This window comes from Clostridium thailandense (assembly GCF_019207025.1).
GTDB lineage: Bacteria > Bacillota > Clostridia > Clostridiales > Clostridiaceae > Clostridium_AM > Clostridium_AM thailandense.
Genome location: NZ_JAEEGC010000018.1, coordinates 52,310 through 74,723, shown reverse-complemented (window position 1 = coordinate 74,723; position 22,414 = coordinate 52,310). Strand labels below are relative to the sequence as shown.

General features: G+C 31.1%; 20 protein-coding genes and 1 riboswitch. Of the genes, 6 read left to right on the top strand and 14 right to left on the bottom strand.

The window, feature by feature from the left end:
• Nucleotides 1-8 precede the first annotated feature (8 nt).
• Together I6U48_RS04170 and I6U48_RS04165 are read right to left on the bottom strand one after the other, a co-directional pair.
• Nucleotides 9-1,262 (bottom strand): DUF4179 domain-containing protein, encoded by a 1,254-nt coding sequence (locus I6U48_RS04170; protein WP_218319145.1) that lies wholly within the window; start codon nt 1,260-1,262, stop codon nt 9-11.
• A 458-nt stretch (nt 1,263-1,720) separates the two neighbouring features.
• Nucleotides 1,721-2,905 carry an MFS transporter gene (locus I6U48_RS04165; RefSeq protein ID WP_218319144.1) on the bottom strand — a complete coding sequence of 395 codons (1,185 nt, stop codon included), beginning with the start codon at nt 2,903-2,905 and terminating at the stop codon, nt 1,721-1,723.
• Between the two features lie 94 nt (nt 2,906-2,999).
• Here I6U48_RS04165 and yeiL point away from each other — a divergent pair, with 94 nt between their 5' ends.
• Nucleotides 3,000-3,665: a transcriptional regulator YeiL gene (gene yeiL, locus I6U48_RS04160; protein WP_218319143.1), complete on the top strand. Its 666-nt coding sequence runs from the start codon at nt 3,000-3,002 to the stop codon at nt 3,663-3,665.
• A gap of 924 nt (nt 3,666-4,589) precedes the next feature.
• A riboswitch (cyclic di-GMP riboswitch) is annotated at nt 4,590-4,678 on the bottom strand.
• Between the two features lie 23 nt (nt 4,679-4,701).
• Here yeiL and I6U48_RS04155 read toward each other — a convergent pair.
• From I6U48_RS04155 to I6U48_RS04140, 4 genes are all read right to left on the bottom strand, one after another.
• A complete protein-coding gene (locus tag I6U48_RS04155; RefSeq protein WP_218319142.1) occupies nt 4,702-5,559 on the bottom strand; it encodes a diguanylate cyclase in 858 nt (285 codons plus the stop codon).
• Nucleotides 5,556-5,906: a hypothetical protein gene (locus I6U48_RS04150; RefSeq protein ID WP_218319141.1), complete on the bottom strand. Its 351-nt coding sequence runs from the start codon at nt 5,904-5,906 to the stop codon at nt 5,556-5,558. The genes I6U48_RS04155 and I6U48_RS04150 overlap by 4 nt, the downstream gene beginning before the upstream one ends.
• A gap of 306 nt (nt 5,907-6,212) precedes the next feature.
• Nucleotides 6,213-7,202 carry a RelA/SpoT-related domain-containing protein gene (locus I6U48_RS04145; RefSeq protein ID WP_218319140.1) on the bottom strand — a complete coding sequence of 330 codons (990 nt, stop codon included), beginning with the start codon at nt 7,200-7,202 and terminating at the stop codon, nt 6,213-6,215.
• A gap of 142 nt (nt 7,203-7,344) precedes the next feature.
• Nucleotides 7,345-8,130: a pseudouridine synthase gene (locus tag I6U48_RS04140; protein WP_218319139.1), complete on the bottom strand. Its 786-nt coding sequence runs from the start codon at nt 8,128-8,130 to the stop codon at nt 7,345-7,347.
• A 331-nt stretch (nt 8,131-8,461) separates the two neighbouring features.
• Here I6U48_RS04140 and I6U48_RS04135 point away from each other — a divergent pair, with 331 nt between their 5' ends.
• The gene (locus I6U48_RS04135) at nt 8,462-9,331 is read left to right on the top strand and encodes a metallophosphoesterase family protein (protein WP_218319138.1); all 870 of its coding nucleotides are present in this window, start codon (nt 8,462-8,464) and stop codon (nt 9,329-9,331) included.
• A 153-nt stretch (nt 9,332-9,484) separates the two neighbouring features.
• Here the strand turns inward: I6U48_RS04135 and I6U48_RS04130 are convergent, their stop codons facing one another.
• Nucleotides 9,485-9,658, bottom strand: coding sequence for a histidine kinase (locus I6U48_RS04130; protein ID WP_218319137.1), 174 nt, complete (start codon nt 9,656-9,658; stop codon nt 9,485-9,487).
• A 155-nt stretch (nt 9,659-9,813) separates the two neighbouring features.
• Between I6U48_RS04130 and I6U48_RS04125 the strand changes: the two genes are divergently transcribed.
• Together I6U48_RS04125 and I6U48_RS04120 are read left to right on the top strand one after the other, a co-directional pair.
• A complete protein-coding gene (locus tag I6U48_RS04125) occupies nt 9,814-10,722 on the top strand; it encodes a carbohydrate kinase family protein (protein ID WP_218319136.1) in 909 nt (302 codons plus the stop codon).
• 405 nt (nt 10,723-11,127) lie between these two features.
• Nucleotides 11,128-11,856, top strand: a complete 729-nt coding sequence (locus I6U48_RS04120) for a hypothetical protein (protein ID WP_218319135.1) — start codon at nt 11,128-11,130, stop codon at nt 11,854-11,856.
• 166 nt (nt 11,857-12,022) lie between these two features.
• Here I6U48_RS04120 and I6U48_RS04115 read toward each other — a convergent pair whose 3' ends face one another.
• From I6U48_RS04115 to I6U48_RS04090, 6 genes are all read right to left on the bottom strand, one after another.
• The gene (locus I6U48_RS04115) at nt 12,023-12,619 is read right to left on the bottom strand and encodes a sugar O-acetyltransferase (RefSeq protein ID WP_218319134.1); all 597 of its coding nucleotides are present in this window, start codon (nt 12,617-12,619) and stop codon (nt 12,023-12,025) included.
• A gap of 183 nt (nt 12,620-12,802) precedes the next feature.
• Complete coding sequence (locus tag I6U48_RS04110) at nt 12,803-13,195, bottom strand: RidA family protein (protein ID WP_218319133.1); 393 nt, start codon at nt 13,193-13,195, stop codon at nt 12,803-12,805.
• A gap of 167 nt (nt 13,196-13,362) precedes the next feature.
• Nucleotides 13,363-15,474: an AAA family ATPase gene (locus I6U48_RS30285; protein ID WP_218319132.1), complete on the bottom strand. Its 2,112-nt coding sequence runs from the start codon at nt 15,472-15,474 to the stop codon at nt 13,363-13,365.
• A gap of 229 nt (nt 15,475-15,703) precedes the next feature.
• A complete protein-coding gene (locus I6U48_RS04100; RefSeq protein WP_218319131.1) occupies nt 15,704-16,606 on the bottom strand; it encodes a CPBP family intramembrane glutamic endopeptidase in 903 nt (300 codons plus the stop codon).
• A 152-nt stretch (nt 16,607-16,758) separates the two neighbouring features.
• A complete protein-coding gene (locus tag I6U48_RS30015; protein WP_218319163.1) occupies nt 16,759-16,839 on the bottom strand; it encodes a tyrosine-type recombinase/integrase in 81 nt (26 codons plus the stop codon).
• Nucleotides 16,840-18,171 (bottom strand): aminotransferase-like domain-containing protein, encoded by a 1,332-nt coding sequence (locus I6U48_RS04090; RefSeq protein ID WP_246615197.1) that lies wholly within the window; start codon nt 18,169-18,171, stop codon nt 16,840-16,842.
• 149 nt (nt 18,172-18,320) lie between these two features.
• Here I6U48_RS04090 and I6U48_RS04085 point away from each other — a divergent pair, with 149 nt between their 5' ends.
• Entirely contained in the window at nt 18,321-19,658 is a 1,338-nt protein-coding gene (locus I6U48_RS04085) for an MATE family efflux transporter (protein ID WP_218319129.1), read from the top strand.
• Between the two features lie 334 nt (nt 19,659-19,992).
• On the opposite strand, the gene I6U48_RS04080 is transcribed toward I6U48_RS04085, so the two are convergent.
• Complete coding sequence (locus I6U48_RS04080; protein WP_246615195.1) at nt 19,993-20,337, bottom strand: BRCT domain-containing protein; 345 nt, start codon at nt 20,335-20,337, stop codon at nt 19,993-19,995.
• 186 nt (nt 20,338-20,523) lie between these two features.
• Here I6U48_RS04080 and I6U48_RS04075 point away from each other — a divergent pair, with 186 nt between their 5' ends.
• Entirely contained in the window at nt 20,524-22,128 is a 1,605-nt protein-coding gene (locus tag I6U48_RS04075) for a peptide ABC transporter substrate-binding protein (protein WP_218319161.1), read from the top strand.
• Nucleotides 22,129-22,414: the final 286 nt, after the last annotated feature.

Genomic DNA, 22,414 nt, shown 5'->3' with positions numbered 1-22,414 from the left:
TCCTAATTTTATTTAGAAATTTGTATTTCACTTCCTAGATTATATCTATCTATTTGTCCTATATCATCTCTAGAAACTAGCTCTAATGCTTTATCTTTTTCTACATTATTAAACTCTACGATATATCCAAGAGCAACATTTGGATCTTTATAGAAACTCATATATTTATCGCTGTCATAATTAGAATAATCAACTTGACCTTCTATAAACTTACAATACAAGCTCATGTTACTGGCCATTAATAAACTTGCTTTTTCTGAACTTCCTTTACAATATACTTTTACAGTATTATCATTTCTTTCAATGTTATATATGCTTCCTTTACTTCCGTCAGAGAAATCGAAAGATTTTAAATAGCTTACATTATTGGTTGTTTCCTTATTTGTATCTTCTTTTTTATTATCATTTTCATGTGCTTTTCTAAATTCCTCCCAAGTTATATTACAAGTTAAAGGTATTATGCTTATATTTTTTTCATCTTTAAGAGTATCATAAGTAACTGCCTTTGATTCATAAGTTCCTTTTGTTTCTTTACCATCTGAAGAACTTCCAGAAGATCTTAACTTATACATTTTGTCCCCAACCTTTAAGATAATTGAAGAGTTCATATAGCCATCATTATAATCTTTTTGAGGTTCAGTATAAGTAACTGTTGTTCCTAAAACATCAGACTCTAATTTATTTAATGTGGAATCAGATCCAGGAATTTTTGTCGATAAATCTTTTTCAATTATGTTCTTAAATGATTCTGAAAAATCCGCATTTGCATCCATGCCTATGTTGACTTTATAAGTAGGGAATACTACATCTAGCCTTAAATCACCACTTTCAGGAAATTCTTCGTCATCAGTATTTTTATCAATAGTGATTAATTGAGTTTTATCATCTGGATACTCAATGGACATGCCTTCTCCCCTTCGATGAGTTTCACCATAAAGTAATTGAAATATGCAATTTTCATTAAATTTAGTTTTATCAAAGGGTTGATCACTTTCTACTTTAATCACTGCATTTAATTTATGCTTTGTTACCACTGCTTTTTCTAAGGTTACCTTTAATCCATTTTGAGTAACACTCTTATTTATATTCACTGAATAATCTTTATAAGCAGAAGCAGCAGAGGTAGTACTATTTACATAAGTAGAAGCTGCTTGTACATTGCTATCTGCTAAAGCTGACATTTCTAATGTGCCCATGGTTAACATAAAACTCATAACTCCAAGAACTGGTCCTAATAATTTACTGACTTTTTTGTTTATCATTGATAATTCTCCCCCTAAATAATAAATAATAATTAACAAGTGAAAGTTCAAATTTTATATTTGAATCCTCCAACTTAGTTAAATAGCCTAAGTAATTTAGATTGCTTTGAAGCTGTTTTGATAGTCTAAAGCTTAGGCTAATATATTTAATTTATCTTTTTACTTATAGCTAATTATATCCCTATAATGTAAATTAATCAATGATTTTACATTATATTCACTTTATGAGCATATCAGGTATATATTCACAGATAAATTCTTAAAGAAAATATAAAATAATTCTTCTCCAAATAACTTATATGGTTTTTCATTTAATATTTTTTTCTTTTTTTGCCATAAATGTATTCTCTCCCATAATTTAATTTCCACACATTTTACCATTAACATATAATTGAGTAAATTATTTAGGAAACATCAATATGAAATTATTACCAAATTCCACACCTTTAGGGTACTTTCTATAGTCCTACTACCTTGTCAACTTTATAGCAGGAAAGAAACAGTATTATACTTCCAGTGAGTCCACAGACTATTGAGCATATAATAACAGCTTGTGGTCCAAAATAGTCACAAACTACACCACCAAGAAAATATGCCAGTAAATTGCTGAAAGTACAGGCAGCAGCACGATAGGTTTGACCATGAATAGAATTTTCAACAGATACGGTGGAACCTATATAATAAACAGCACTGATAGAAAAAAGAGAAAAGCCGCCTAGCTGCATTAATTGTGCTATATATAGCCCAGTCATTGAGTTAGATATAAAGTAAATAAGCGCTTTCATTGTTATAAAAACGCCAGAAATTTTAAGCCAGAAATCGCAGCGTTTTACCTTCATAAGGTTTACTATAAGAAACATAGCTGGTAGTTCCAGCATGGCTCCAAAAGCAGTAACTGTGCCTAATGTAGACTCGTTACCACTGCGAGTCACCACAATCTGATACATATAGTTACACAGAAAATTATGACTGGCATATAAAAGAAAGAAGCCTGTTAGTGCCAGAACAAATCTTATATTCCACAACTTTTCCTTCCTAGAACTATCAATAAGTTTCTGGTTTGTTTCAGCTTTTCCCTTAGGAAATGACCAAGTTCCATAAAATAATGCAAGAGCTAAAAGACTGCCTATAAAAGGCACTGCTTTTATACCAAAGATCATAATACACCAGCCACATAAATAGGTAAGTATGCTATAAGCAAAGGAGCCACAGCCGCGAGCCATGCCAAGATTAATAACCATACCAATCTGTATTTTTTCCATACCAAAAGAATCGATTATAGCAGGATAGGTTTGTAATAAGATGCACATAAGGGCAATGAGAGATACTGCAAAGTATCCATGAATGCTGGTAGTATACAGCAGAACTCCACATATAAAGGTAATTCCTGCTTCAAAAAGTATTACCCTTCTAAGGGTATATCGTCTAGTGCCATTTCCTATAATTTGCGCAAGTAAAATCTGAAGTATAAATGCACTTCCTGACACTACACCAAAGATAACTCCATACTGAGTATTGGTAAGCCCCTGAGCAAGACAATATTTGCCTGCATAGCAAATTAGTACACCAAAATTGCCCCATAGCATTGACTGTAAGAAGGCATATTGTAATGTAGCATTTTTAGCGGATTTACTGCTATCCATGATTTCACTTCCAATCTGTAATTTCCTTTTGTTGAATTATATCAAAATAGATTGTACAATTATATGAGAAATCTCATAGGGCTGGAGGTTAATCATGGAAAAAGTTACATCATTAGAGGAAATTAGAAATACTGCAGAGCAATCAGGATTTTTTAATTATTTTTCTGAGAGCATTCTTTCTTATGCACAATTACATCGTTTTGAAGCTAATGAATTCATACTATATGAAGGGCAAAATCCAGATTATCTTTATTTTGTGGCAGAAGGTCAAGCAAAGGCATATATTACCCACAGCAATGGAAAAGTTTCATTGGTAAATTTTTTGTATGCACCTTGTTTTATAGGTGAAATGGAGCTTCTTAATGCTAAGCAGAAGACAGTTGGCATACAAGCTATGGTTACATTAACTTGCATTGCTTTGCCCATGGAACAAATCCGTAAAACTTTATTGGATGACCCTGTGTTTCTTCGGGGTCTATGTATATATCTAAGTAAGAAAGCCGACAACAATTCACGTATTTACACACATAATATGGCATATCCTTTGGAAAACCGTCTTGCTAAATTTATTCAGATTACAGCTCACAGTGGAATTTATTCCGAGAAACATACTGAAGCCTCTGAATATCTAGGAGTAACTTATAGACATCTCTTATATGTTATAGCTGATTTTGTAAAAAAAGGGATACTTCAAAAAACTATCTATGGCTATAGAATTATAAATATTGAAGCTTTAAATGGGCTTGCAAGTGAGAATTAATTTGAGCCTATGTTAACTACTAAAAAATAATGAACCAGCCTGCTTAAATTCAGCTGATTCACTCATCTTTTCACTGCATCATCAAACAGAAACTTCCAGTTTCTGTGATGACCCCAGCGGTGCTAGGCTAATATGTGCTTTTAGCTATAAAAAGAACTATAACTGGAATACAACTCCAATTATAGTTCTTCTATATAAAGCACATAACAATCTAAGTTACACCACTATAGATAACCTGTATTACCTCACTATGATGTTTCCACCATAATAAAGCAGTTCATTACCCATAATAATGGTTTCTTCGACTATATAAAATATCTACACAACTATATATAACCTTTCAGCTATATATAACCATCTCAACACTCCATATAATTTTAGCTCGACCCTATATCATAAGTTGGAACCTTAATATAATCAATTTTAATCGACTATATTAAAGCTTTTCCTCACAATATAGAATCTTCCCTCTGACTATATATAAGCTAGTTATGATAACCCATATATAATCGTTGGCCGAATCACATACACCTCTATATTAAAGCATATATAAATCTTGGCTCAACTGTTACATACCCTACACTATTATATTGACCTTTTTGTGTTTTTTATATACTGGTAATTTATTCAATTTTCAGATTTTTAATAATAATATTGCCTATCTTCATCAGTAATTTTTCTTTATACGTAACTAGGAAATCTTAAAATTCGATACGAGTGTTTTAACTGACAATCAAATAAAGAAAATTAACTTTCAAACTTATATAAGTTTTCATATAAGTTTGAAATATAAGGAAATCATAATACAAAAGAATAGTTATTCATGTTAGAGTTCTGTTATGGATAAAAGAAAAGATTGTATTAAATTTTATAAAAATGGCAGGCATAAAAGACATTGCCCACCACGAGTAAGTTTATTATTTTATTGGCAACCTGACTGTCATAGCAGTTAAAATTGCTTTAGACTCATGGCTTTGCGTCCCCATCTTTCAATGGGTTTGCCCTTTACAAAAATATACAAATGAGTTGCTAAAATTTATGCAATTGCATCCATATATTCAATAACAATTGATTTACTAATGTCTTTTTTTGCTTTTGTGGATGCTAAACTTGCTATATTTATTAGCTTATTTGCAATGTTTAGAGTGTTATCTGTTATCTTATTGTGAGGCTTATATCCTGTAATTCCTATTGACGCTGAAACAGGTATATTATTTGGAAATTCATATGTATCTATAGCCTTTATCAATTTTTCTGCAAATAGTTTACAGTTCTCAATACAGTAAGGTGTCAATACCGCAAATTCATCTCCTGCATATCTACATAAATAAGTGTCAGAGGCAACATTTTCTTTTAATATTTGAGCTATATTTTTTAATATTATATCTCCATTTATATGTCCATACTTTTTATCAATTTGTCCAAAATTGTTTAAGTCAATAAAAATTAATGATATTTCATTTCCATTACTTATTAAATTATATGTATTGTAAAATATGTAATCACTTTTATAAAGTCCAGTAAGTAAATCAATATGTCTTGCTAATTCCATTTTTAAGATTGTTCTTGTCAAAAAACCTTTAATTTCATTTTTTTCTTCTACAAATATTACACATAAGTCCTTATTAGAATCAAATATCCCCTTAATTTCCCACACAGATGTTGAAGAATCCACACATCTATATTGACTTGTCATAGCATCAGCAATTATTCTATTGGGATGTGCAGTAACTAATTCCTTTTGTGTGACTACACCAACCAGTTTTTCCTTATCATAGACAGCAAAGCAATCAATATTTTTTTCATAAAAAACATTCTGTACTCTTCTGACGCCATTTAAAATATCAACTTTTATAAAATTCTTATCTATTATATTTAAAGCAGTCCGTATCATAACTCAATAGACTTGCTAACATGAACAGTTATATTAATCTGTGCTCTTATAATCATGGATTCGTTAGCAATTTTGCCTCCTTCTTCCATTATAATAGAAATTAGTTTGTCTTTTGGTATCATACTTAATAAAAATTTTCTTATTACAATTGCTTCAACATTGGGGTGTTCGATTCTAACTATTTCATATTGATCTGGAGAAAGTATATCTACCATTCTTCTGGCAGCCTCTGGACCAATTGGAGCTCTTTTACCTACTATTAATATATCCTGCATAGGAGGCATTTCAAATTCTGAAAAGTGCATACTTATTTCTGCTCTTCTTTTTTCTTCTATTCTACTTTCCATTATTTCATCTCCTTTCCATATAGTTTATATGTTATCATATTTTGTCTAACTTTTCTATTATTAGCCAACTTTATAATACATTTAGTTTTATAATATGACTTTTTGTACATGCTTTTTAAATTAATTAAAATAGCTACTTACGCTCAAATATATCTGTGGCTATATTTGGGGTTATTTAGTTTTAATTATCGCCAAATCACCAAATTTTACACCCCTGAAGTAATTTCAATACCTTTAAAAATTTTACATTTCAAAAACTCTTGACTAATAGCATTAGCGAAGACTGTCCGTTGTTGCTTCAAAAAATTAGTCAACAAGATCATTCTGGAATCTTGAAAGATGCTCATAGGGAAGAATAAGTCTTCCACGGTAGAGGCCACAGCCATCATTAATAAGGGAATTATTCACTGCTGAAAACATATTTACATCCACTTTTGATAATTCAAGCTGATGCAATGTGATAACTCTTTCATATGCATCATCAAAATAAATATTCTCTCCTTTTGGAATTGCATCGCGCCTGGCTCTTTCACTTTTCTGGCGTTTTTCGTAACCTAAATGATTGGCAGGACCAATCTCAGCAAAATCGTCCATTTCTTTTGTACGAAGTTGTACTTCCACATAAGAACGGGAAATGTTATCATAAAATGTTATATGCAGTGACCGATAGCCACTAGACTCTGAATTTTCAATATAATCTCTATAGTACGGGCTTACGCTCTCTTTTAACAAGGGCGATTTTTTCTGACTGGTTAAAGAAGACAGTTCTGCGGTAAATCCACGTTCCTCCAGAAAATCAAGCAACTGGTTGGCAACATTATATAAATATTTTATTTCTTCATCCTCCGAGCTATCCCCTTCTTTCAGATGACATTTTGGAAGAGAAATCACGATTCTGTATGCAATCAAGTCTCGAAAACAGCTTAAGCAGTTTTTAAGTTCAGGAAGAGAAGGGTACTTGCCCTGTTCAATGTAATGCTTGTAAATATATTCCACAATATATCCATTAAATTTTGCTTCCGCGCGTATCAGAGACTTAATTCGTCCCTTAAAAGTAAATGCAAGAAAGGGATATTCATTTGCCATAAATTTATAGAATTCTCGAATTCGTTGAGACTGCGAAGTCAGAAAATCGTTGTGCTGCCAAAGTTCCGCAATTTGAAGTAGAAAATTACAGTGCACAAGATCAATCTGATTATGAGTTTCTTTCGCCGACTGTTTCAAATCATCCGCATATCTCTTTAAAATCCCAAGAACGGTATCGCCTGAGTATAAATAATCATTTAATTTTTTCACAGATGCATCTTCCTCTCCTAAGTGTTTGAATATCTATTTATTAAAAAATAATCTCTTAATTTTTCTTTTCTTCATATTAAATAATGCTTTTTTATATTATAGCCTAACAAGCTACTAATATAAATAGTTCTTAAGGAGTTAATTATAATCCTTCAAATAACTTTTGAAATTCCACTTCTGTCAAGAATCGATACTGACCTTTTTCCAATGATTCATCTAACATTAATCCACCAATGGAAACTCTCTTTAAATATACTACATAACAACCTACTGCCTTTAACATACGCTTCACCTGATGTTTACGTCCCTCTGTAATCGTAAGGTATCCAGAGACAACCGGCTGATTATAATAATTTGAATCTATATTCTTTAGATTTTTCATAGGCATTTCATTTTTAAACTCTTTATACATTCCGTATTTATGTACTTTTATTTTTGCAGGCTTTGTTAGTATTTCATCTTTTCCAATGTAAATTCCTTGTTCTAATTTCTTTCTGTCTTCCTTATCCAAAGAACCCAAAGCCCAAAAAAAATAAGTTTTTTCAACATGCTTTTGTGGACACATTAATTTATGCTCGAATTCACCATCATTGGTAAGTAACAATAATCCCTCTGTGTCTTTATCTAATCTTCCAACATGAAATACTCCATTCATTTTAAAATCATCAAAAAAATCAAATACGGTTTTGTTGACTATATCTGTTCTTGCAGTAATGTATCCAGCAGGTTTATTAAACATATAATATACTTTGCCAGCATATGCAACTACTTTGCCAAGATATTCGATAACATCGGAGCTTTCATTAATTTCTGCTGCAGGTTCTGTTATAACTTGTCTATTTACTTTAACCATGCCTTCTTTAATATAAGTCCTAACAATTTTCCTTCTTCCAACAGATGCTTCTGCTAAAAATTTATCTAATCTCATATATCCTCACTTTCTTCCTTTGTAAAATTATTTTATCTTCGCCTTATTAAGTAAACTGTAAATTTATAATTTTAAATTAACCCTTATAATTTTAATAAATATCACTATAAATTAAAAGTTTTTATCGTGCTGAAGTTTGGCAACATATGCCGGAGTATAACTTAAGTGTCAGCCGTAGGTATTTATAACAGGTAGTTTCCCCAAGTCCTTCTATAGTGTAACATATCAGCTAATTATATGGGTGACATTCCTCTTTTGTAACACATCTTTACCTACTTGAGTATTATATTGACAAAGATACGATATCTTTTATTATTATGGAGGAATGATTATGACTCTCTTTGATCAGTCATTTGCCGATCTGCAGGCTATCAAAAGCAAGCGGAATCCGGATGATTATAATATAGTATTTTTCGGTGACAGCTGGGTTCAACGCAGTATAGGAAGCGATGTAAGATTTGTCAGCAATGACATTTTTGAAGTAGCTATGCAAAGAGCGATGGATTTTAATCCCTTACTTTTTGCCTATGGTGGTGATGGTGCCTTTACTGGTACCGAAGATAACCTCAATTTCTTAGTTGAAAAAATCAATAGTTTAAATAAAGATAAAAACGGTGACAGAGTGCCCTTTTTCATGGTTCCTGGTAATCATGATGCCGCAAGATCAAATAATACACTTTCTCTGGATAACTACAAAAAAATTATTGGCCCGGAGGATATTCATTGGTATATTGATTTGCCTAGCTTCCGCCTCAGATTAGTTGGACTGAATTCTTTATACCATTATGTTTATAAAGAATACGGTCTGACAGAAAGTGAACTGGAATTCTTGGACAACATTTTGCCATATAATAGATGTCATATGAATGTTTTTGTGGATATGCATGTTCCACCAAGAGAACCTCAGCTTGATTGGGTTGGAGAAGACGCCTTTCCAAATGAAAGGGGACGAAAGGAATTTTATAATATAGTAAGAAACAGAGTCTCCAAAGTGCTTCTAGGCCACATTCATGATTTTCAACTTGCTGAAGCCCATGATGTTAAATTCATTCTGTCAGGTGGAGGCGGCGCAACTCTTAATGTGTGTGCGAGATTCCATATTGTTGTAATAAATATTCGACGCCATGGTAACTTTAATGTTATTACACAACATTTCGTTCCTGTAGGGTGGCAGAGGGCAACTGAACCTGTATCACCATAGATAATGAAGGTGACGAATAAAAGATTTCCTTGCAGTTACAAAACAAAGTTATAAAATTAATAAAGCAGAATATTAATAAGAATGGGGGGCTGCCGTACTTACCTAAGTGCGACAGCCTCTTTTTCCATGACTATTGAGTTATAATAGATTACGTCATCTTTGCTGAACTTTTAACCCATATTTATTCGATTTTAAGATTTTTAAATTATCTAACTCAGTTTCTAGATCTTCTAGTTCTTCAAGCATCCTTGGTTGTAGTGAATGGGCCGGCCATCTAGATTTAAGTTCTGCAATTTGCTCCTCTATTTCTCTAATTCGATTTTTCATTTCTATCCCTCCTCCAGATATTGTTTATATTATATCTTATTTTATTAATATGAACATAACACTTGAAAGACTTTCAAATCAAATAAACTATTATAAATATATGATATAATATAACTATTTAAAAAACTTATTTCACATAAGCCTAGGAGGTAACCATGAAAAAAACACTGATTATCGGATCTACTGTACTCGATATAATCATAAATATAGAAAAACTCCCCACTACCACTGAAGACTGTCACATAAATGGTCAGACTATGTCTATCGGCGGTTGTGCTTTTAATGTGCAGAACATAATAAATCTTTTTGAAGTCCCTTATGTGTTTTGTTCACCTATCGGCACCGGAATCTATGGAGATTATGTGGCTTCACAGCTGAAAAAAATAGGATTATCACCATTTATCCGAGTTACAGATCAAGATAATGGGTGTTGTTATTGTTATGTTGAAGCTAATGGCGAACGAACTTTTCTATCATATCACGGTGCCGAATACACTTTCGACCCTATTTGGCTTGATGGTATTAATATGAAGGATTTTGATTATGTTTACATCTGTGGCCTAGAAATTGAGGAATCTACCGGTAAAAAAATCATATCTTTTCTTAATAAAAACAGACATCTACAAGTTTTCTTTGCTCCTGGGCCAAGATTCTCGATAATAGATAAAGAAAGAATTGATGAGCTTTTCAAACTTTCACCAATTGTTCATCTAAATACGGATGAAATTCTAACTTTTACAAAAACTTCAACTTTAGAACGAGCTGTTAAGATGCTTTATTCCTTAACCAACAATTTGATTATCATTACAGATGGTGAAAATGGCTCCTATCTATATGATGGTGAAAACCTACAACATACCATGGGTATCAAAGCTGATGTTGTTGACACAATCGGTGCAGGGGATTCTCACATTGGAGCCTTTATAGCTTCTAGAAAATTGGGTTATTCCTATATAAAAAGCCTCGAGATAGCAAATGGAGTATCTGCTAAAGTCGTCGAGATAAAGGGCAGCCTTCTACCTCCTGATGTTTTTAAACAGATAATGCCCAAATTGAAACCCTGAATTACATATTCTAAAAAATCAGCCTCACATTTATGACTTTGAGGCCGATCTTTAATACAAGCCTTCCTTGGCAATCTGCCTAGTTATACTTCTTATAAATCAATTTCGTGAACTACCACCACCTAAGAGCAAGCTTAGCTAAAGCTTCGTAAATTTTACACTCCTTGGGTACTTTCTAGGCCTAAAAGGTTGAACTTGCTAAAAAGATGGAAATTAATTATTTTCTCGCTATATATTCAACTCTTAAAACTATAAATTCCTTATTTATTCACATAATATTAACATTTTACTCACAAAATCGTAACTAATTTGTAATTAAACTGCCACAAAATACGGAAAATATATATATATTAATTACCAAATTGTATTTGTAATTAAAATCATAATTATTTTGGAGGTTTTTTAATGTTAAAAAGAAATTTTAAAATTATGACAGCCTTAGCTATTACTTTATCATTAAGCTTTGGATTTGTTACAGTTCATGCAGCTGCATCAGCAAGTACCGCATCTAGTAGTACTAATAAAGTAGAGGTTAGTGTGAATAATAAAGTAGGTTTTTGTAATCCAGCTTATCCAATATTAGAAAACAAATTGGGATTTACTAAAACACAAATAGAGGATGCTGCTAAAGCTGGGAAAACGGCCTTTGATTTAGCTAAATCAAAAGGTATGACTGAAGATCAGCTTAGAACGGCAATAATTGATGCGAAATCAGAAAAAATAGATCAAATGGTCACTGAGGGAAAAATTACTAAAGATGAATCCACTGCTATGAAAACTAATTTAACTAACAGGATAAAAAATTGGGACGGAAACTTAAATCAACATAAGGGAGGTCATCATAATCCAGCATACTCAGTATTAGTAAAGAAATTAGGCTTTACTAAAGAACAAATAGACGCTGCTGCTAAATCTGGAAAAACCGCATTTGATTTAGCTAAAGAAAAAGGTATGACCGCAGATCAGCTTAGAGCGGCAATAATTGATGCAAAATCACAAAAGATAGATCAAATGGTTACTGAGAATAAGATTACTAAAGAGAAGGCTGATACTATAAAATCTAATTTGAAGGATAAAATACAAAAATGGGATGGAAGCTTAGTTCGTAAAACTGACAAGGATAAATCAAATTAAATTTTTAGGGCGTTCATACATACTTGAACGCCATTTTTGTATAATTAAATTATATTCTTAAATAATTATAACTATAACAGAAAGGTTTTTTTACAGTTCGTTAAAAAAAGCTGTTCAATATAATAGCAATATGTTGACCTTCTTGTGCTTTTTATATATTGGTAATTTATTCAATTTTAAGATTTTTAAAATAATATTGTTTGTCTTCATCAGTAATTTTCCCTATTACTCTGCAAGGATTACCTACGGCAATAGAATTAGCTTCTATATCTTTCGTTACAATACTTCCAGAACCAATTACCACATTGTCACCAATATTAACTCCTGGATTTATTATAACGCCGCCTCCTATCCAAACATTATTACCTATAGTTATTGGAAAAGCATATTCAATACCTTCGTTTCGCGGCTCAAAATGAATTGGATGACCAGCTGTAAAAAGGCTTACATTTGGTGCAAACAAAACATTATCTCCAATTGTAACCTTTGCACAGTCTAAAATAGTACAATTATAATTCGCATAAAAATTTTCTCCAATAAATATATTATATCCATAATCACATCTGAATGGTGGTTCAATAAAGAAGGATTTCTTAGTGGTGCCAAACAATTTTTTTATAATTTCATTCCGTTTATCAATTTCACCTGGACGTAGATTGTTATAATCAAATAGCATTTCTTTTGCATATTGTCGTTCATTTAATAATTCTTCTCCAAATGACTTATATGGTTTTCCATTTAACATTTTTTCTTTTTCTGTCATAAATATTTTCTCTCCCATAATTTTATTTCTACACATTTTACCATTAAAACATAATTAAATAAATTATTTAGGAGATATTAATTATGAAATTTATTTTATGGCCCTTTATGCTAATTTTTAACTCTTTAAGAGTTTTGTATATATCTTCTTTTAAATCAGAATCTTTTTTAACATATATAATTATTATCTAACTTCTTTACATGCCCAAGCGTCAATTTCAACTTTAAAAGCAGGTGCAGCTAATGCAACTACATAAACCATTGTTGTACATGGAAGGTGTTCACCAAGAAAATCACTTATAATTTTTTTTCTATGGTTAGCTTCAAAATCACCAACTAAGTAAAATACCATCTTAGTTAAATCATTAACTTCCATTTCAGCCGCTTCAAGGTTTCTCTTAATATTTTCTAATGCTAATTTCATTTGTTCTAAAGGATTTTCTGGTACTGCTCCATCTATATCCATACCTAATTGTCCTGATAAAGTTAACCATCTATTAGTACCTGTTATTTCAATTTGATGTACATATGGTGCAACTGGTGTATGAATAGTGCCCGGGTTTCTTGAATATTTCATAAACATCCATCCTTTTCTATTTAATAAGAAACATATAATATATTATCATTAAAGCAAACTCATGTCTACAAAACTACCTGCTATTAAAATAACTATTTTTAGCAAGCTCAGCTAAAGTTTCACAAAAACTTCTCGATGTAAGAAAAATAATTTAAAAAGAGTTATAATTATATATCTTTAAATCCTATAACCTTATTTTTCCCCTTAGAATTATTGATTTTCTCTAAAATATAATCATCCTCGTACAAAATATCTATATCTTTTAATTTTATAGTTAGTAGATTTTCCTTTGAAAAGTCATTCTCTTCACATATTCGCATAGAATGTTTCACCTTCAATCTCTCAGCAATATTCCTGGAAACTCTTCCATTAGAAAAGTTTTTACCAGCGTTACTATATATCTTTAAGAACAATTCATATATCTTATCATATACACCAAGCTCAAGTATATACTCCTTGCCGAGAAGCTTGAAAAATATTTCAGTTAACTCTTTTGCATCGTAATTTCCAAATTCTATTTTATAAGGAACTCTTTCCATAAGTCCCGGATTCATATTCATGAAGATTTCCATCTCCTTAGGATAACCAGCCATTATAACTATTAGATTATCCCGATTATCTTCCATTTCCTTTACCAAAGTTGATATGGCCTCATAACCAAAATCCACTTTGTCATCTCCACCGTAAATACTATAGGCTTCGTCTATAAAAAGAATAGAACCTAAAGCCTCTTTTACCTTTTCTCTCACTTTAGGTGCAGTATGTCCAACAAACTTTCCTACGAGACTTTCACGGCTTACCTCATGAACTTCTCCTTTATCAAGAACACCTATTTCCTTAAATATTCTCCCAAGTATTCTTGCTACAGTTGTCTTTCCTGTGCCTGGATTTCCTAAAAAGAACATATGATAGCAGTCATTTTCATCTATTATTCCTATCTCTCTTAATTTCTTTTTTACCCGTGTATTTGCTACTATTTCTTTTATTCTTTTCTTTACATCATCAAGTCCTATAATTTCATCTAGCTCGGCCCACATATCATTTTTTATTAGATTGTTATCATCTTCTGTTACCTTAAAATCCTCTGCTGTCAGGGTATCACAAGTTTCATTCATCTCATTAAGCCTGAATAACTTCTCCACCCATACCTCATCAATTATCTTCTGGATAGTCCTTATACTTCTAAAACTCCCTCTTTCCTTCTCAATATCTATTCTTCTCTCTAAATAATCCTTTGCCTGCACACTCATCCGAAAACCTTCTTTATCTAGAAGCCTGTCTGTAATTTGAAATAGTTCTTCATTTGTATAAGGTTTAAAATTAATATGATGACAATTTATTTTACTTTTTATTTTTTCTAGAAGATATTTTAACTTTAGCTCATCTCTGCAGTTATTTATAAAAACAAATACCATTTTACCTCTAAACTCCCATAATAACTCCGTAAGATTATCTAAATAGGATCCTGCATCGCCAAAATGCGGCCCTATATTAATTCCTATCATTCCATAGTCTTTGACTGCTTTAAAATGTGTATTTTTAATTCCTTCGTTTGTTTCAGAGCCTATAGGTTCCTTATACTCTATAGCATTAGGAGAACTTATAATGCCTAGTTTATTAAAATATTCTGCCATAAGATTTAATATGGAGGTTATGCCCATTCCTTCATCAATAGTAAAAACATAATGATAAGGAAAGGTAACTTTGGTATTGAACTCCTTCTTTATTTTCCTGCTGTAATCAGCAAACTTAGAAATAGCTTTCATTTCCTTTTTAAATTCCTCTAATCCCACAATGCCTTTAAAAATTGAAAAAGCTTCATTAAGGTTAAATGTACTATCATCAGCCTCATTAAAGGAACTTTTTTCAGAACTCAGAAACCTCTTATAATCTTCAATGTTTAATAAAGAACCCTCAATATTACTTATCTCCTTTAACATATCTAAGCAAACGTCTCTTTCTATTCTAGTAACCATAGAGGTCTTTACCCTTTTTTCTATTTCTACATTATCATTTGTTTTAAACCATTCAGATCTATTATCATATAATAATTTCTTAAAATTGTTTATCATTATTATGTTATTAGTATTCCTATTTACTCTGATGAAACAGCCTAGTTTGTTATTGTCAATATCATATGGAAATATACTATTCTCTTCATTTTCTAAATTAAACTTATGGGCACAATCTCCTATCTCTTTAACATGATCACTTAATTTAAATTGACACTCCGATGGTAGTAAGGAAATTTCTAAAACCACCTCATAATATAGATACACTAACCAACACCCCCATCCACAAATATTTAAATAAATAGTAGCTTAATCTGTTTGTCTATTATAGCATCAATTTTTATGGTAACTCCATTGTATTTCTATATCCGTTTAGTGAGAGATTCACGTGCCCAATCTGAATTTTTAATTTTATAAATAACTTGCTATATATAATATATTAGTTAATGCACCTAATTTATTATCTTCCTTAAATAAATTATTTCATTTTTTCTTTCTATATAATATTTCTTTGAAGCCTAAAGATAAAGATTATTATTCCCATAATCAGAGCTAATGTAGCCAATAATCCACCTTCAGGTCCAAATGAACCTCCTGTTAATAAATTAGCTCCAACAACATTGATTTTAAATATTGTACAATCAGTTGATGAAAATCCACTTACGCTAAATGCATACACATTTCCTAATGCTAAATTCCAACCAAAATGACACCCCCAAACTCCCCAAAGACAATCTTCGCTTATAGCATATAAAGCAAAGAAAACACCTGATAAAATTAAGTTTACAAATGACAACACCGTTGCTGCTGGCGTAAAAAGGTGTAAAATTCCAAATACAACAGAAGTAGTTAATATAGCTATTGCAACATTATACTTTGCTCCTAAAAGTGGTATTAACCAACCTCTTATTCCTATCTCTTCTGAAACACTTTGGATAAGCCAACTTACCACAATTACGACTATTCCCAAATATGTATTTATACTCATATTAATGTTTTTTCTAATTTCAATATGTATTGCTCCTACAAGGAATAAAGCAATAGTTATCATCGTAATTGTAGTAATACCTATGAAAAAACCTATAAAAAAATTGTATGCTCTTTTGTTATGTCTAAACCCAAGAGTCAAAATTTTTCTTTTCTCTATAAATCTTACCCATATAAAAAATATGCTAATTTGAAAACCACATGTTATAATTCTTCGCAATGATAATTTTAAAGTTTCATCAGTAACACCTTTTAAAATATATGCAGATATGTATCTACCTGTAAAAAAACTTCCTGCCCATAATACAAAAAAAATAAGTAATATGAAAAATGCATTAGATAAAAATACATTATGCTCCAAATCCTTAAACATTTCCTTTTCTTTTAATTTTTTAATATCATCTTTAAGCAAAATCCTTCTCCTTATCTATAAATTACTGAACTAGTTTTTTCTGTCACATAACGTCTCACATTCAAGACGTTGATGAACTGGACCCCAACAGTTTATGATGATTCTAATTTTGACAAGTGCCGCAAAAACTGTGAACAAAAACGAGTTTATCGCTACATTTTTGAACTTGAATGTCCTAACAGTTCTTGTATAAACCTTAAATCAGTACCTCCCTCAAGAAGATGTGTTGCAATTTAATTTCTAATAGTTTCTCCTAAAATAATAGAAATCCCTTTCTTAATTTCATTGGTGTCAGTATTGCTAATGCTCAGCCTTATTAAATTACTACTCATATTGTTTTTTAAATAGAATATACTAGAGTCTGATAATAACACATTTTTTCTTTCTAGTGCTTTAATAAAGTTTTTAACTCCTATATTATCATTAATTTCAAAACTTGCAAAAAATCCTGAATCAGGAATAGACCATTTTAGCTTAGTGTTATCTAAACCTTTTGTTAATTCACTAAGATAACTCATTCTTTCAGAGTAGATTTTTCTAAGTTTTTTTGTATGTTCATTAAACATGCCGCTTTTTATATAGATTTCTAAGGCGCCTTGTGAAAGAATAGATGTGTTTAAATCAGTCCATTTCTTATATTCATGAAAAGTATTTACCAATACTTTTGGAAGAACAACCGCTGAAATTCTTAGTTCTGAAAATAATATTTTAGAATAGGTCTTTAGATATATAACTCTAGATGAATAGTCTAAAGCATATATAGGATCACATTTTTTATTCACTTCTAGGTCTCCTAGATAATCATCTTCTACTATAAAAACATCATATTTTTTAGCTAACTCTAGTATCTGCTGTTTTTCCTTATTTGAATAAGAAAAGCCTGTAGGATTATGAAATCTTGGAATGATATAAAAAAATTTTATATCATTATATTTAAATATCTTCTCAAGCTGATTAAAATCTATTCCATCACCAGTTCTCTGTATTCCAATAGTATTTATATTATTAAGTTCCAAGGCTTTAATGATTCCATGATATGTAGGCTGCTCTATAAGTACATTCTTTTTATTATTTGGAAATTCCATCATTGTCAATATGTTAATAGCCTGTTGTGAACCTGTTGTTATAAAAAGATCTTCCTTATTAGAAAATACTTGATAGTTTTGCAATTGTTTTGATATTACATGAATTAAACTTTTTAGACCTTGAGTTTCAGTATGTGAAAAGAAATGTCTTTTATTTAAATCCATTGATTGATTTAAACAATGTTGAAAGTCATCATAAGGTAAAGTACAGCTATTTGGAATAGATGTGGAGAAGTTTATATCTTTATTAAGAATAGTATCCTTTAAATCCAAATGATTTTCAATAAGATAATGTCCACTTTTAGGTATAGAATATACAATATGCTGTTTTTCTAACAAATCATAAACCTTAACAGCAGTAATTTTGCTGCATTGAAATTGACAACAAATATCTCTTAGGGAAGGTAACTTCTGCCCAGGAAGAATACTTCCATCTAATATGCTGTTTTTTAAATAATTAATAATGTCTTCATACTTCATCAAATGTCCTGCCCCCTATAACATCTGTACTAGCCCACCTTGAAATAACTATTATTGTATTGAAAAAATCCATGTTTTACAATTTAAATATACTACATGTAGTAATTAAATTCTATAATTTAAGTGGAAATAGGAGATAAGAAAGGTTTATGAAAGATTTAACAGTTGGAAATGAGTATAAAGTCATATTGAAATTTTCTGTACCTATACTAATAGGCAATTTATTTCAACAATTATACAATATAATAGACAGTATTATAGTAGGAAATTTTTTAGGGAAGAACGATTTAGCAGCAGTTGGATTTTCCTTTAATATAATATTGTTGCTGCTGGCACTATCTATGGGAATAACAATGGGCACAAGTGTAATAATTTCTCAATATTATGGTGCAAAGGATATGGATAATATAAAGAAAGCTATAGACACAAGTTATGTATTTTCATTTATTCTTTCAATTATGGTAACAGTAATTGGAATTTGTTTTAGTGAACCTATATTAATATTCTTCAAAGTGCCATTAGAGGTACTGCCTCTAGCAAAAATTTTTATTAACACAATTCTTATAGGAACCATTTGTTCATTTGGATATAATACCATTACTAATGTGCTGCGGGGACTAGGAGATTCAAAAACTTCTGTATATTTCCTTATTATATCTGCTGTGTTAAATATTATTTTAGATATAGTATTTATAATATTATTAAAAAGAGGAATACAAGGAGCTGCACTTGGAACTATAATTTCTCAAGCCTTTGCCTTTATAGGTACCTATATCTATATGAGTAGAATTTATCCTCAATTTAGATTTAATTTAAAACATATCAAATTTGATATGAAAATACTTAAATTGAGTTTGAAAATAGGAATTCCATCTGTTATGCAGCAATTATTTGTTAGTATAGGATTTTTAACAATACAAGTTTTAATAAATGGCTTTGGAGCAAGTGCAATGGCAGCATATACTGTAGCAAGTAAAATAGATTCTTTTGCTGAAATTCCTACTATAAATTTAGGAAAAGCATTATCAAATTTTGTGGCTCAAAATATTGGAGCAAATCTACATGATAGGGTAAATAAGGGATATCGTGGGTCTTTGATAATGGGAACAGTGATTTCAATAATAATAACTATTATAATTATGGCATTCCCTAAATATTTGATATGCTTATTTACTAATGATGAAGCTGTAATAAAGATAGGCATAAACTATCTTAGGATAATAGGATCATTTTATATAGTATTTTCTGCAATGCAAATAATAAATGGTGCATTAATAGGAGCAGGATGTTCATTTATTCCAATGACAGCAACTATTGTGTCATTATGTCTTATGCAGGTACCAGTTGCAATTGTTTTATCTCACCAAATAGGTATAAATGGTGTATGGATAGCAGCACCTATTGGATGGACAGGTGGACTTGCAATAAGATTTCTATATTATTCCTTTGGTCATTGGAGAAGTAAAAGTATAATAAATCAAGTTTAAACAATAGATCCTAGGGGTACTAGGCGAACCCAAAAGTTCGCCTTTCTCTTGATGTCTGAGCTTGCTAATGTCAATCTATTAACAGGGCTAAACCACAGTGCTCTCCTTATTTAATGGTAAATAAGGACAATCAAACCGCTTTTCATATGTATTATTTTCTTTAACATGAACCTATCCTTTCTACCATTTCCTCTAACGTTTCGCATTCAAGACGTTCCTGAACCGGGCCCTAGCGGAATACCTCCTTGGCGTGCTTGCACCGGTGAAGGAATGTGCTTTGGTTTCTTCGAAGGCTTGACCCCATACAGCCTAACATCATTATTGCAACTTATATTTAGCTTCTATTTATCAACTTTAAAAACTCATCCTCAGACAATATTTCAATCCCTAACTCTTGAGCTTTACTCAATTTACCACCTGGATTTTCACCTACAACTAATATGTCTGTTTTTTTGCTTACACTACTTTTTACAATTCCACCATATTTAATCGCAAGTTCAGACATTTCTACTCTGCTTTTTAAAGTATCTCCTGTAAATACTATACTTTTATTCTCCAATATATTTTCTATAATATTTTCTTTAGCCAATTCTAACCTTGCCTTATCTTCTTCTCTTTTTTCTTTATCCACTTCATAATTTCTTTTAATTTTACTACCATCTCTCATAATGTAAAACAATTACCAAATTTCACATCCCTAGCAAGCTGCGCGAAAATCAAAAATTGTTGCAAAAAAAAAGTTTTTTAGGTACAATTTAGTAATAATAGAATATTCTAAAAATATATTTTCTTTGTTTTTAACAAAAGGAGGGGGAAATTAGTGAAATTTAAATTTACTAAGCTTATTGCTATTACTATTTCTGCTATGATAAGCACGACAGCTTTAGTAGGATGTGCTGTAAAGGATACTGCTGCTTCAAAACAAGACCAAGCTATACGATATAATCTTGGTGCCGAACCAAAGACCATAGATCCAGGCTTAACTAATACTAGTGAGGGGCTAACAGTAGCTGCAAATTCTTTCGAAGGCCTGCTAAGATTGGATGAAAAAGAAAATCCTGTATCTGGAGTTGCCGAAAAATGGGAAATTTCGCCAGATGGATTAAAATATACTTTTAATTTAAGAAAGGACGCTAAATGGTCAGATGGAAAGCCTGTTAAAGCAGAAGATTTTAAATATGCTTGGCAAAGAGCTTTAGACCCTAAGGTTGCATCTGAATATGCTTATCAGCTTTTCTACATAAAAAATGGTGAAAATTTTAATAAGGGAAAATGCAAAGCTGAAGATCTAGGTATAAAAGTTATAGACGATAGTAAATTAGAAGTTACTCTTGAATATCCTACTAGTTATTTCTTATCACTTACAACTTTTCCAACCTATGCACCAGTAAGAAAAGATATTGTTGAAAAAGATTCAAAAGCATGGGCAAATAAACCAGATACTTTTGTGTGTAATGGACCTTTTAAAATGAAAGAATGGAAGTTAAAGGATTCTATTAATTTTGTTAAAAATGAAAACTACTGGAATGCAAAATCTATAAAATTAGATTCTTTGCAATTTAAGCTAATTGAACAACCTTCCAGTGCTCTTTCAGCTTTTAGAGCTGGACAAATAGATTTTATGGAAGCACCACCACTTCAAGAAACACCAAACCTTCTAAAAGAGGGTATTGCTAAGGTTTATCCTTATCTTGGAACCTGTTATGTTTCATTGAATGTATCCTCTAATGCTCAAGGAGTAGATGCTGAAGCCGCTAAAGCTCTAAGCAATCCAAAAGTTAGAAAAGCCTTAGCTTTAAGTATTGATAGGACGCAAATGGTACAAAATGTAACTAAAGGTGGCCAAAAGCCTGCTACTGCTTTTGTAAGTAATGGAATTATGGAAGATAAATCTGGCAAAGACTTTAGAAATAAAGATTACTATAAACCAGAAGGAGATGTTGCAGAAGCAAAAAGACTTTTAGCTGAAGCTGGCTACCCTGATGGAAAAGGTTTCCCTAAATTAAGCTATTTATATAATACAGGAGAAGACAACAAGAATATAGCTGAAGCACTCCAAGATATGTGGAGAAAAAATTTAGGAATAACCGTTGAAATAATAAATCAAGAAAAGAAAGTATTTATGAATACACGAAAAAACAAAGATTATTTAACTGCAAGAGGTAGTTGGATTGCAGACTATAGCGACCCTATGACCTTCCTTGATGTATGGATAACAAATGGTGGCAACAACAATACTGGATACAGTAATGCTGAATATGATAAAAAAATATCCAATGCTAAAGCAGAAAAGGACCCTGCAAAGAGAATGCAATTGCTTCATGATGCAGAAGATATACTTATGAATGATATGCCAATAATACCAATTTACTTTTATGTAAGTATTGGTTGTTCCAAAGACTATGTAAAAGGCGTTCATAAATCACCACTTGGAATGACATTCTTTGACAAAGCTTATATTCAAAAGTAATGTGATATAAAAGGGCTGTCGCACTATAGCGAATAATCACCGAAAGTTAACTTATACTCCGGTAGGTGTTTACAGGCTTCAACACTATAAAAACTTCTTATCAATCTAAAGCTCAGTATTTTGAAAATCTAAGAAACTTTGATAAACTCGTGCCTCAAACATATCAAAGGTCCTAAGATTTTCTAAAATACTTCGCTAAGATTGATTAATAAGTTTTTATATGTGTCTTCAGCTCTGGAAACACCTACCTGCGTATAAGTTAACTTTCTGGTGCATTTCTTTATAG